The 12,103-nt window shown below is 42.0% G+C and carries 13 protein-coding genes; 9 read left to right on the top strand and 4 right to left on the bottom strand.

What is annotated here, in order from left to right:
• From ACFS5N_RS07575 to ACFS5N_RS07550, 6 genes are read left to right on the top strand one after another with little or no spacing between them, the layout of a single operon-like run.
• Window positions 1–837 carry a phytoene/squalene synthase family protein gene (locus tag ACFS5N_RS07575; protein ID WP_377183835.1) on the top strand — a complete coding sequence of 279 codons (837 nt, stop codon included), beginning with the start codon at window positions 1–3 and terminating at the stop codon, window positions 835–837.
• Window positions 834–1,286 (top strand): hypothetical protein, encoded by a 453-nt coding sequence (locus ACFS5N_RS07570; protein ID WP_377183833.1) that lies wholly within the window; start codon window positions 834–836, stop codon window positions 1,284–1,286. Before ACFS5N_RS07575 ends, ACFS5N_RS07570 begins: the two co-directional genes overlap by 4 nt.
• Complete coding sequence (idi, locus tag ACFS5N_RS07565; protein WP_377183831.1) at window positions 1,286–1,819, top strand: isopentenyl-diphosphate Delta-isomerase; 534 nt, start codon at window positions 1,286–1,288, stop codon at window positions 1,817–1,819. Before ACFS5N_RS07570 ends, idi begins: the two co-directional genes overlap by 1 nt.
• Window positions 1,803–2,270: a beta-carotene hydroxylase gene (locus ACFS5N_RS07560; protein ID WP_377183829.1), complete on the top strand. Its 468-nt coding sequence runs from the start codon at window positions 1,803–1,805 to the stop codon at window positions 2,268–2,270. Before idi ends, ACFS5N_RS07560 begins: the two co-directional genes overlap by 17 nt.
• Window positions 2,267–2,983, top strand: a complete 717-nt coding sequence (locus ACFS5N_RS07555) for a lycopene cyclase domain-containing protein (RefSeq protein ID WP_377183827.1) — start codon at window positions 2,267–2,269, stop codon at window positions 2,981–2,983. The genes ACFS5N_RS07560 and ACFS5N_RS07555 overlap by 4 nt, the downstream gene beginning before the upstream one ends.
• Window positions 2,984–3,017: 34 nt before the next feature.
• Entirely contained in the window at window positions 3,018–3,563 is a 546-nt protein-coding gene (locus tag ACFS5N_RS07550) for a lipocalin family protein (protein WP_377183825.1), read from the top strand.
• A gap of 56 nt (window positions 3,564–3,619) precedes the next feature.
• On the opposite strand, the gene ACFS5N_RS07545 is transcribed toward ACFS5N_RS07550, so the two are convergent.
• Both ACFS5N_RS07545 and ACFS5N_RS07540 read right to left on the bottom strand, forming a co-directional pair.
• Window positions 3,620–4,933, bottom strand: a complete 1,314-nt coding sequence (locus ACFS5N_RS07545; RefSeq protein WP_377183823.1) for an ABC1 kinase family protein — start codon at window positions 4,931–4,933, stop codon at window positions 3,620–3,622.
• Window positions 4,933–5,598: a TetR family transcriptional regulator C-terminal domain-containing protein gene (locus tag ACFS5N_RS07540; RefSeq protein ID WP_377183821.1), complete on the bottom strand. Its 666-nt coding sequence runs from the start codon at window positions 5,596–5,598 to the stop codon at window positions 4,933–4,935. The genes ACFS5N_RS07545 and ACFS5N_RS07540 overlap by 1 nt, the downstream gene beginning before the upstream one ends.
• Before the next feature lie 276 nt (window positions 5,599–5,874).
• On the opposite strand from ACFS5N_RS07540, the gene ACFS5N_RS07535 reads away from it, so the two are divergent.
• Both ACFS5N_RS07535 and ACFS5N_RS07530 read left to right on the top strand, forming a co-directional pair.
• Window positions 5,875–6,270, top strand: coding sequence for a hypothetical protein (locus ACFS5N_RS07535; RefSeq protein WP_377183819.1), 396 nt, complete (start codon window positions 5,875–5,877; stop codon window positions 6,268–6,270).
• Between the two features lie 54 nt (window positions 6,271–6,324).
• Complete coding sequence (locus ACFS5N_RS07530; protein ID WP_377183817.1) at window positions 6,325–8,496, top strand: TonB-dependent receptor; 2,172 nt, start codon at window positions 6,325–6,327, stop codon at window positions 8,494–8,496.
• A gap of 70 nt (window positions 8,497–8,566) precedes the next feature.
• On the opposite strand, the gene ACFS5N_RS07525 is transcribed toward ACFS5N_RS07530, so the two are convergent.
• Window positions 8,567–9,013: an SRPBCC family protein gene (locus ACFS5N_RS07525; protein ID WP_377183815.1), complete on the bottom strand. Its 447-nt coding sequence runs from the start codon at window positions 9,011–9,013 to the stop codon at window positions 8,567–8,569.
• Between the two features lie 249 nt (window positions 9,014–9,262).
• On the opposite strand from ACFS5N_RS07525, the gene ACFS5N_RS07520 reads away from it, so the two are divergent.
• The gene (locus tag ACFS5N_RS07520; protein ID WP_377183813.1) at window positions 9,263–10,171 is read left to right on the top strand and encodes a metallophosphoesterase family protein; all 909 of its coding nucleotides are present in this window, start codon (window positions 9,263–9,265) and stop codon (window positions 10,169–10,171) included.
• Window positions 10,172–10,191: 20 nt separating this feature from the next.
• Here ACFS5N_RS07520 and ACFS5N_RS07515 read toward each other — a convergent pair whose 3' ends face one another.
• Window positions 10,192–12,087, bottom strand: a complete 1,896-nt coding sequence (locus ACFS5N_RS07515; RefSeq protein WP_377183811.1) for an MGH1-like glycoside hydrolase domain-containing protein — start codon at window positions 12,085–12,087, stop codon at window positions 10,192–10,194.
• Between the last annotated feature and the right edge of the window lie 16 nt (window positions 12,088–12,103).

Genomic DNA, 12,103 nt, shown 5'->3' with positions numbered 1-12,103 from the left:
ATGAAAGAGAAGTTTGACCGCCTGTCAGCAGAATGCAGTAAACTGACAACCCGACGCTACAGTACCAGTTTCTCCATGGGTATCAGTTTCCTGGATAAAGAGCTCCATGGGCCTATTTATGCAATTTATGGCTTTGTAAGGTTAGCAGATGAGATTGTTGACAGTTTTCATGACTACAATAAAAAGCAGTTGCTGGAGCAGTTCAAAAAAGACTGCTTCGAGGCCATTAACCTGGGCATAAGCTTAAACCCAATACTGAATGCCTTTCAGCATACGGTAAATAAATATCAAATAGATCATCAGCTGATTGAGCAGTTTCTTCACAGCATGGAAATGGATCTGAGCAGCCAGCAGTATGATCAGCAAAGTTATGAAGAATATATCCTTGGATCAGCCGAAGTTGTGGGGCTGATGTGTTTATATGTTTTTACCGGTGGAAACAAGAATAGTTATGAAGTACTGAAACCTAAGGCCATGCGATTGGGAGCGGCCTTTCAAAAGATCAACTTTCTGCGCGACATTGGCGCCGACTACCTGCAGTTAAACCGCACCTATTTTCCTGAAATAGACTTAGCTAATTTTACCGAGAACGATAAGAAAAAGATAGAGGAGGATATTGAAAAAGATTTTGATGCGGCGTTGGAAGGTATCCGGGAATTACCCAGATCATCAAGACGGGGCGTTTATCTGGCGTATCAGTATTACCGGGCTTTGTTCGAAAAAATACAGCTTGCAAGGGCTTGTGCCGTATTTTCAAAAAGGTTCAGCGTATCTAACAGCCGAAAGCTTGTTTTACTTGTTAATACGTTGCTTAAACATAAATTGAATTGGATATGAAAATCGTGATCGCGTTGATACTCATTGGAATTAATACGATACAAAACGGTTATGATTTAATAGCCATAAGGACGGCTTACGTAGCTGCGGCAACGCATAAATCAGGACTTCTTCATCTGAAAAAAATCTTAGCCGCTGCACCAGCTGACCCTCTGATTAACTGTTATCGTGGGGCTGCCGAAATGATCGAAGCTAAATATGCTTTAAATCCGTTAAATAAGCTAAGCGCATTTGACAAGGGGAAGCAATTAATTGAACAGGCAATTGCCGCAGATTCTGACAATGTTGAGTGCCGTTTTATCCGCTACGGTATTCAGCGAAATTTGCCGGCTGTTCTCAGTTATCATAGTCATCTTAAAAATGACAGTACATTAATTAATAACCGGCTTGATACAATAACAGACCAGGATTTAAAGAAGCGTATAATAAATTTTATAAAACGGGGGTGATGATGTTGGAAGAAGTGATACTGGTAGACGAGAATGATACCGTGTTAGGAAAGATGGAGAAAATGCAGGCCCATGTAACCGGCGCTTTGCATCGTGCCATATCTGTGTTCGTATTTAATGGCGGTGGCCAGCTGTTACTTCAAAAGCGGGCCGGTACTAAATATCATTCACCTGGTAAATGGAGCAACACTTGCTGTACGCACCCGCATCCCGGAGAAACAAATGCAATTGCTGCCAGGCGCAGGTTAAACGAAGAGATGGGCATGGATTGCGAGCTGATTGACTGGTGTGATTTGCTTTATCGGGCGGAGTTTGATAACGGTTTAATAGAACATGAGTATGACCATATTTTTATTGGTGTAACTAATCGTTTGCCGGTACTTAACCCTGCCGAGGCAGAAGCATATGAGTATGTAGAAATGGATAGGTTAAAACGGCTGATTGAGGAATATCCCGAACGTTATACACCCTGGTTGAGTTTATGTCTTGAAAAGATCGATTTAAAAAGAAAGGAAAATGAAAGTCTTGCTTAATATTCTGATTGGTATAAGCTCATTCGCGTCGATGGAAGCTGTTGCCTGGTTGGCGCATAAATACCTTATGCATGGCTTTTTGTGGGGATTGCACAAAGACCATCACCACAAAGAGCACTATGGTGTTCTTGAGCACAATGATTTCTTTTTCTTGATTTTTGCAACTCCCGGCATGGCTTGTCTGGCTATTGGCATTTACACCACTGCAAATTATGCGTTGTTTATTGGCATCGGCATTTCGCTTTACGGGCTGTGTTATTTTCTGGTTCATGACATATTTATCCACCAGCGTATCAAATTGTTCAGAAACAGTAACAATTCTTATTTGCTGGGTATACGCCGTGCGCATAAGGTGCATCACAAGCACTTAGGTAAAGAGCATGGAGAGTGCTTCGGGATGCTATGGGTGCCAAAAAAGTTTTTCAAAGAGAAGAAAAATCAGGTTTCATGATCAGTCAGACCTATATATTGATTGATCTGTTGAGCGTGATTGTGCCCCTGGCGGCTTCTTTCCATCCGGCAAGCATGCTTTACCGGCGGTGGTACGCCCTGTTTCCAGCGATTGTAATAACAACTATTGGATATTGTATATGGGACGCCTGGTTTACGCAAATGGGTATCTGGGGGTTTAACAGGCATTATCTTTTAGGCGTGAATCTTTGGAATCTACCACTTGAAGAAGTGCTTTTTTTTGTATGTATACCATATGCCTGCGTATTTACTTTTGATAGCGCATCTTCGTTGATTCCTGATCAACAAATGAGCCGTGGGCTTAAAATTTTTAACATTGTCCTGGCGGTGCTATTTGCCATTATTGCAATCATCTATCGCAACAACTATTACACAGCAAGCGCTTTTGCGGTTCTGGCTTTACTTGTATTATTAGCCGGTGTTAAAAGAGTATCATGGATGAAGCGCTTTTATATGGTGTATGCCGTTTTACTTATTCCTTTTCTTATTGTAAACGGCTTGCTTACGGGTACCGGCTTGGCGGCTCCCGTTGTATGGTATAATAACGCTGAAATTATCGGGCCACGGATATTAACTATACCGGTCGAAGATGTTTTTTATGGGATGGGTCTTGTACTGGTAAATGTGTGGATTTATCAGGAAATTCTCAGTAAAAAGAATCAGATAGCAAACGCCGCAATAGCGAACGGATAATTGAGAATGACGAAATAAACAACTTATGATTGGAATGAAAAAGGGAAGTGAATTTTTGCTCGGACTAATTGTAATTACAGCGTCGGTCATGGTAGCTAATTTGGTTTCATGCGTAACAATTCCAAAAGGGGCCAATGCTGTAAAACCATTTAACAAGGAAAAATATCTGGGTAAATGGTATGAGATTGCGCGGATGGATTTTAAGTTTGAACGCGGGCTTGACCATGTTACGGCCACCTACTCTTTATTGGATGAAAATACAATCCGTGTGGACAATAAAGGGTATAGTGCTAAGGATATGAAATGGAAACAAAGTGTCGGCAAAGCCAAACTCGCCGGGCTGCCTAATGAGGGACGTTTAAAGGTGTCGTTTTTTGGGCCTTTTTATGCAGGTTATAATATCATAGCAATTGACCATGATTACAAGTACGCGCTAGTTGCAGGTAATAATTTGAATTACTTATGGTTGCTTTCCAGATATAAAAATATGCCGCAGCATATCAAGGACGAATATTTAAGCCTGGCAAAGTCATTAGGATACCGCACTGAAAAATTAGTCTGGACTAATCAGAAAAATTGAACCGCTATTTTAGATGTACGGTTCAGTTATCAACTAAGCCACAACTTTAATTATGATCAAAAATGTGGCTTATAGGTGTCAGTTTTAACCTTCGCCTTCAAATCGTGCAAAATATTATACAGGCCAAAATTGGTACGATTGATATAGATAAAATGCTTCACGCCTCTGGGCTGTTTAAATTCCGGCATTTTTGAAATGCTTTCGCCAAAAGCATATAAATCATCAAAGAAGGAGTTTTGCCCGAAGTTAAATTCCGGAACGATATAAGGTCTGGCAAATAGGCTCACCATTTGTTTATAAACGGAATAATAAAATTTGACCTGATCTTGCGTGTCAGTCGCATGTATCATTTCCAGTTCGCGAAATGCTTTTATCGTTTTCGCTTCATCCCCGAGCGTATTTCCTGAGATCAGAGAGAAAAATGGCGTGTAAAAGTCGTCCGGCATCTCTTTGATACAACCAAAGTCAATAATGCCTAATTTGCCGTCCGGAGTGATCAGAAAGTTACCCGGATGAGGATCTGCATGTACCGCACGCAATTCATGCTGCTGAAAATTATAAAAGTCCCAAAGCGCCTGCCCCAATTGATTTCTTAATTCTTGTGGTGGATCAGTCTTTAAAAACTCGCGTAGGTGCTGCCCCTCCAGCCAATCCATGGTGATGATGCGTTTGCTGGATAACTCCGGATAATAATGCGGAAAGATCACATTTTTCAGATTGGCACAAGCGCCGGAAAATTCCAATGACCTGCGAACTTCTAATTCGTAGTCTGTCTCTTCTAAAAGGCGTTCTTCAACCTCCTTCATATAGATATCCAGATCCTTTCCACTTACGCCCATTATTCTGAAAGCGAAAGGCTTCACTAATTTCAGGTCGGATGATATCGAATCGGAGACACCCGGATATTGGATCTTCACCGCAAGTTTTTTACCATTTAATTCGGCGCGGTGCACCTGTCCGATAGACGCTGCGTTTGTAGACTTCAGATCGAACTTGTCAAAGATCTTATCGGGAGATTTCCCGAAATATCTTTTAAAAGTCTGATATATCAGCGGGCCAGATAAGGGCGGTGCATTATATTGCGACTGAGAAAACTTGTCTACGTAAGCCTGTGGAAGCAGGTTTTTATCCATGCTAAGCATTTGGGCAACTTTGAGGGCGCTGCCTTTCAATACACTCAGCGACTCATAAATATCGGCTGCATTTCCTTCGTCAAGTTCTTTGCGGTCAATATCAGGATTGAAAAGTTTTTTTGAATAATGCTTAATGTAATTTCCGCCTACTTTCAGGCCGGCTTTTACAAACGTGCCCGAACGCTCTAATTTGCTGGTGGGAATGCTTTCTTGTACTTTGGTTTGCTCGTCTGACATTAATTAGCCTCACTAAATTTCATAAACCCCTTCAGGTCACCGTTCTGTGCCAGAAACTTACCGTAGTCAATCAGGTTATCAATAGGCGAACGCTGAAACAGATCAAAAGTTACGTTTAGGCCCTTTTCAATCGCTTCATCGGTTTTCTCAAAACCGGCGGATTCATCTTTAACCCAAAAATGAAGTATAAATACAAGTTGACCCCACAGGGCATCTTTGTAGCGTTTGGCGAAAAACTTTCTATCAGTAAGTTCTCCACTTTCCAGCCCTTCATTTAGTATTTCAGCTGCAAAGTCGATAAATAAGGCTTTTAATCCGTCAAATACAAAAGGTGTGTTAAGCCCTTTAGGGGTATTACGTAGGCTGTAAATTGCAAAACTTCTGCTTTTTTTCAATTGTTCAAAAAAACCGTAAAAAAATGAAAGAGCCTTCTCTCTGGCAGCATAGCCTGCCCATACTTCCTGGCCTTTCACTTCGTCTATTACAGATTTGCCCATGTCGGTCCAGATGCTTTGTTCCAAAGCGTCAAATGAGCCAAACAGTTCGTAGAATTCAGCTTCGCTCATTTGCAGGTTTTTTGCAAAAATATACACCGACTTTGGTCTTGAGCCTTCTGTTAAAACATGATCGATGTAAGCGTTTCTAATATTTTCTTTATCAGCCATAACTTTGGTTTTGTATATCAAATTTACGGATACCATTGGCCCTAAATGTCAGCAAAATTCAATAAAAGCCGTTAATTTGATAGTATTAAGAGGTTTGAAGAATATTATTAATATAACTCAATATCTATCTCATTATTATAACAATCGTTTCAGCTTCATACTTGGCCGTTAGATATATTTTTTTGCCCGTCTCTTTGAATTTTCTGGTCTTAAAGCTAATTATCACATGCAATGCATTTTTTTTAATTAATTAAGATTTAGGCATACCTTTACCGCATGATACGGCGACTTATGATTTTCCTGATGACTGCGCAAATGCTTTTTGGAAGTATTGCCTTGCCATTGGGCGATTTTTCGTTGTTGAAGCAATTGCCTGCAATGTATCGCGCCTACGAAAAGATAGCCGATCCTGATGAGAAAGGTGTACTTGATTTTGTGGGTGATTATCTGTTGAATGGGAAAGACCTGCTGGGTCATAATCAACATGACCAACCTGCCAGAGCCTGCGATCTGCAATTTCAGCATGCTATGGCTTTCGCTGTTATCATTCATGCTAACGCCCCATTGCTTGGTCCGGTATTAATGCCGGCTCAATCTGCGTATACCGTTAGCTATTTACCTATTGCTTTAAGCTATTACCATCCTTCGCTATTTCGTCCGCCTTTGGCTTAAGCGTACCCCCGCTTTTTTATTCATTCTTTTAGTTTAAACAACACGCTATTTTTTATGCGCAAAATCTATTTATGGGTTGTGCTGCTGCTGATTTCTGTTTCGGCTAGCGCGCAACATACTTTGCATTTGGTTATTAAGGACGATGAAACCAAATTACCGCTGGCGGGCGCTACCGCCACTATTACTCAACTAAATATTATCTCCCTTTCAGATACCAATGGTGGCATTAACATGCCTAACATCCCAACCGGGAAATATGAGGTTAGCGTAAGTATGGTTGGGCATTTTGTCCGGGACAAGGAACTGTCCTTCCCGTTGAAAAATGCTGACCAGCCGGTAGAAATTTATCTGGAGCCCATGTCGGGCGAGTTGGCAGAGGTGGTAATACAAACCAACCGCACGGGCCATAACCGCAGCGAGGTGCCTACGCGCATTGAGGCCCTGCCTGCCGAAGAGCTCGACGAAAAAGGCACCATGCGCCCCGGTGATATTAAGATGCTGCTGGGCGAGATAACCGGCATACATGTGCAGGCCACATCGGCAGTGAGCGGTACTGCAAGTTTCAGGATACAGGGGCTTGATAGTCGCTACACCCAATTGCTTCAGGACGGTTTGCCTATGTACGACGGTTTTTCAGGCGGACTGAGCCTGGTGCAGGTATCGCCGCTTAATTTAAAACAGGTAGAGATCATCAAAGGATCAGCTTCAACTTTGTATGGCGGAGGTGCAATTGCCGGTTTGGTTAACCTGATCAGTAAAACGCCTGCCGCTAAACCCGAGCTGAGTTTCCTGATTAATCAAAATTCAGCAAAAGGAACGGATGTAAGCGGTTTTTATAACCGGAAATACAAAAATATCGGTACAACAATTTTCAGCTCATATAACTACAACGGGGCTTTTGATGCCGGCAATACCGGCTTTTCGGCGGTGCCAAAAACCAATCGTTTTTCTCTGAATCCTAAGATATTCTGGAAGATAGGTTCCAAAGATTCGCTGTGGCTCGGTGTGAATGTTTTACATGAGAACAGGCTGGGTGGCGATATGCAGGTTATTGCTGGCAATACCAACAGCGAGCATCAATATTTTGAGCGTAATACCAGCAATCGGCTGTCTTCGCAGTTTTCGTATACACACAAACTGGATAGCAACACCAGGTTCAATTTCAAAAATACCGTCGGCTATTTTAGCCGCACCTTAAGCCAACCGGCATTTAATTTTAAAGGCAATCAGGTATCCTCGTACACCGAAGCTAACTATGTGCTAAACGGTAAAATTACCGGTTGGGTAGCAGGTATCGACGTTTGGACAGACCAACTGAAACCCCAGTCAGGTAACGCCAGTCTGGCTTATTCTCGTAACACCTATGGGGCGTTTGTGCAGAATACATTTAAACCCGCTAAGTGGTTTGCGCTTGAAAGCGGGTTACGGCTGGACGGTAATTCACCCTCGCCTGCGTCGCCTTCAAATGGTTGGTTTTTGCTGCCGCGGATAAATACCTTGTTCATCATTGATAATCATTGGAGCAGCCGCCTGGGTGGCGGGCTGGGTTATAAAATGCCAGATATATTTAATGACGACGCCGAGGAACAAGGCTATCGTTACCTGCAACCTCTAAACCTGGGTGCAACTAAAGCAGAGCGATCTGCCGGAGCCAATGCAGACATGAACTATAAAGGTGCTTTGGGTGATACCTTCTTACAATTAAACGCGTTAGTGTTTTTAAACCGGGTTAATGATCCGCTGGTATTGCAGCACAATGCTTTTGTGAATGCGCCGGGTTATCTGATTAGCAAAGGCGCAGAAACAAATGTCAAATTGCTGATGGATGAGTTAGGTATTTACTTTGGATATACCTACGTGGACGTTCAACAACATTTTAATGGCTCTGGCAAGCTGCAGACACTGACACCCAAAAATCAATTAAACGCCGACCTCACCTACGAAGTCGAGAATAGTTTTCGCGCCGGTGTTGAGGGGTTTTATACCGGTTCGCAACTACTGGGCGACGGCGCAGTGGGGCGGTCATATTGGACGTTTGGCCTGCTGGTACAAAAAATGTGGAAGCACTTTGATATTTTTATCAATGCCGAAAACCTTACCGACCAACGCCAAAGCCGTTGGGGTACCATTTATACCGGTACCATAACCAATCCGGTATTTAAAGACATTTATGCTCCGCTTGATGGTAGGGTAGTAAATGCGGGTATTCGTTTAAAGGTGTTGTAAGTAAAAGTCGAGGGGTCGGGAAGTCATTTATAAAGCCTGTAACTAATTTACAGGCTTTTAGCATTTTAAATTAGCCTAACCGGGATTTTTCACTTACACCGCCGGTAATATATTTATGTAAGCTTTGTTGGATCAGTCGTGTCCAGGCTATAGTGCATCCATCGTAACATTCAACAGCTGGTTGCAAGCCGGCATGTGTAAAACATAACTGGGTCTTGTCGCCATTTTTACTGATCTCAAAAATTATTTTGGTGCCGGTCCATTCGTCTTTTCGTTCTATAAAATTGAGCTTGCTGTCGGTAACCAGCCATACTACTTTCCGGTCGGCAATCATTTCAATAATTTCTTGCCTTGAATAGTGCATGTCTTCGTAACGGTACTCAAATTGGTCATTTAGTTTTGCCGCATTGCCTTTAATGTCCCCCCACCACCAATTTTGAGGGCTATTTACTGCTTTAAAAACTTGCGCTGGCGTTTGGTCAACCACCAGTGTCGTAGTGAAATTTGTTGTTGTCATGTCAATTGTATTGTTAATTAAAATTTATCAAACGATACCTAAAACGATTAATTAATTTGTAACCGTTCGGTTACGTAAAATTAACTCACTAACATTTAATTACAACGGGTAAATTTAGACAACTTTAAAGGGTAATTTGGACAAGGTGCCGCTGTGTGTTTATGGTATAATTAGGTGTTTAACACCGTAGTTGGTTGAAATACCAGATGATTATTGAAACTAAACATTAGTAAATGGCGTTTTTAGTGCATGAAGAGGTTATGTTTGAGCATTTTATTAACTTGTTTGGTGCAGTTGCTTACTGCTCAAAATAAAAAACCCGCAATTGCCTTTGCCAGCGATACACAAGAGCCTATGTGGATTGAGACACTGTGGCTTAAATCTGACCATAACTTGCAGGCTACTAAGATGATATTTGAAAATGTAGATAGCCTGCGCCCTAAAGCCTTTTTTATTTTGGGTGATGTCGTGTCGCTTGGAAAAAGTAAAAAAGCATGGAAAAATATCGACCGGTATATCGGGCAGGCCGTTAAAGATTCCATTCCCATTTATGCTACCCTGGGTAACCACGAAGTAATGTTTAACGCTAAAAAAGGAATACTCAATTTTAAAAAGCGTTTTACGGCATACAATCCGCTTGGTTATGTAGAAGTTATAGACTCAGTTGCCGTGATACTGCTTAATTCAAATTTTGCAGAAATGTCGGCTTTAGAGATTGACCGGCAAAATAAATGGTATAGTAATGAACTGGACTCGCTGGATAACGATAACGCCATCAAACTGACTATTGTTGGTTGTCACCATTCGCCTTATACCAATAGTACGATAGTAAAACCTTCGGCAGACGTCAGGCAAAATTTTGTGCCGCCATTCATCAAATCAAAAAAAGCGATATTGTTCCTGTCCGGGCATTCGCACAACTTCGAGAGTTTTAAAGTGCAGGGGAAATATTTTCTGGTAATAGGAGGGGGCGGTGGATTGCATCAACCATTACGGGCTAACAATGCGCAAATGCATGATCTTACAGAAGATTATAAACCCGCATTTCATTACCTGGAGGTAAAAAGAGCGGGTAATACGCTTAATGTATTATCGCGTAAGTTAAGCCCTGATTTTAAAGGGTTTAGTGACGGCTATTTTCTTCAGATAACCAAATGATGTTGGTAAAGGATGTTTTCTTAAAGCTTAACGGTAGTTGTTGCGTTAAGTGATGAGGTAGTTGCTCTTAATTTACCGTCTACCCAAATGCAAAGTTTAGCTTGCTGGCCGGGTTTGTTGGGTTCCCAATCTTTCTTCCACACTATATCTATATCATGATTGTGGTAGCGTATGTTGCCTAAATAAAAGAAATCCCATTTATCCTCAGGTAGCAGCGGACTAACTGAAAATTTCTCGTCGTGGTACGACTTGAAGCCAAGCAAGTCTTCAATAATAATATCCGGAAAAGTTGAATGAAAATAATCCTGTTGTCCGCCAAATGTTTTTCCGTCGCTTGGGATATACCATTCGCCAATGTTAAGCTCTTTGTCGCCATGCATTTTTGCCAGTTTGTTGATATAGTCATAAAGCAGATCCTTTTCGGCTAAGGTGCTTGTCTTTTTGTAGTCGCGCAGGTAGTTGGCGTATCCTTTATATACCACTGAGTTTTCAAATGGCCAGCCCCGGCCGTTCCAGGCGTAGGCCTGCTCGTTATAATAAGGGTGCTGCTGCTCGGCGGTAGTCATGCCCGCGGTGTTATAAAAACCATTTCTTGATGAAAACATTTTCCAGGCTTTGCTATAACCAACGTATTTATTTTCAGGAATTAAGTGGAAATACCACGGCGTGTAACCCACAGATTCTCTCACCCTGGCCTCGTAATCGCGGGCCCCATATGCGTTATCTCCTGCGGTATAAGTGTTAAAAAACTGATCGTCTTTGTCCCAAAGTACATTTAAAACTTTTTGCTGTAGTTTTTTAGCTTTTAAGGTATAATAGGCCGCTTTGTGAGTCTTTTCCGCCCCGCGGTAGTTAGCCTCGTCAACACCATATAAAGTAGCCAGCGACCTTATATTGCCGTACATGTAGCTGTTAATAGACGGCCTGGCAAGGTAAAAATCAGGGTATCCTTTACGAAAAGCTTTTGGATATTCTTTGGCCTGTTTTGATTGTTCTGCGTTGCCTGTTGTGCCCCAGCCCAGGTAGTAGTTACGCCAGGTATCGGGCGTATATAAACTATATGCGCCTTTGCTGTGTATCAGCCCCTCTACTGCCGAGAGACTAAATTCCATGCCATCGTACAGGTCTAATATTTTGTACAGGCCGGCGGTTTTGGCGCCTGTGCTTTTTACCATAAACAGACTATCCCATATCCGCTGATGCTTTTCAAGATAGGGAAGTTCCTGATGCAGCCACCAGTTATCGGGATGTATTTTCAAAAATGCGTCTACACCGTTTATCATCCAGCTTGAAAAGTGAACACTTTCAGGTCTGCTCAAATAGGTTAAAAAATTACCGTTCTCTCTTTGATTTAATTTAGAAGCCGAGCCTTTCATGAAATAATCGGCGTATGATTTTAAAAACCTGTCATCCCGTAACCATCTCACATCGTAAAATTGCTGCCCCGCGGGGCAGGTAATTGCCCCGCTTAATGATGCCCATGGCATCACGCCAAAAAACTCGGTTACCACCCAGTAATCTTTACCGTCGTAAGGATCATGATACTGTTTTAAGTGTTTGCTGATCATCCAGAAACGATAATCATATACCTTGCTGATGGTACTGTCTGAACTTAAAAACAGCGGTACATTGGCCAGCAAAAAATCCTTGTTATTTGTTTGATTATAAGGCCCGTCAGGCGCAGGGCGATTTTTATACGCATTAAATTGGTCTATGTGACCGGCAAGTTTGACCTTTGCTTCATTTTTTAAACGGTAAAGCTCGGTGGTATAAACGGTGTTTTGCCCGTAACTCAACGAGGCAGTGAATACCAGAATAACATAAACTGCGCAGTGGCCAAACTTGTTGACATGCTTCAAGACGTTGTATAGTAAATAATTGGTTGCGCCCATGTAATACTGTATTTTCCCGGGCACGAATGTACAATATTAT

Origin of the sequence: Mucilaginibacter ximonensis (assembly GCF_042686265.1) — a bacterium.
Taxonomy (GTDB): Bacteria; Bacteroidota; Bacteroidia; order Sphingobacteriales; family Sphingobacteriaceae; genus Mucilaginibacter; species Mucilaginibacter ximonensis.
The sequence above is the reverse complement of the archived record's forward strand: the minus strand, read 5'-3'. Positions and strand labels throughout refer to the sequence as shown.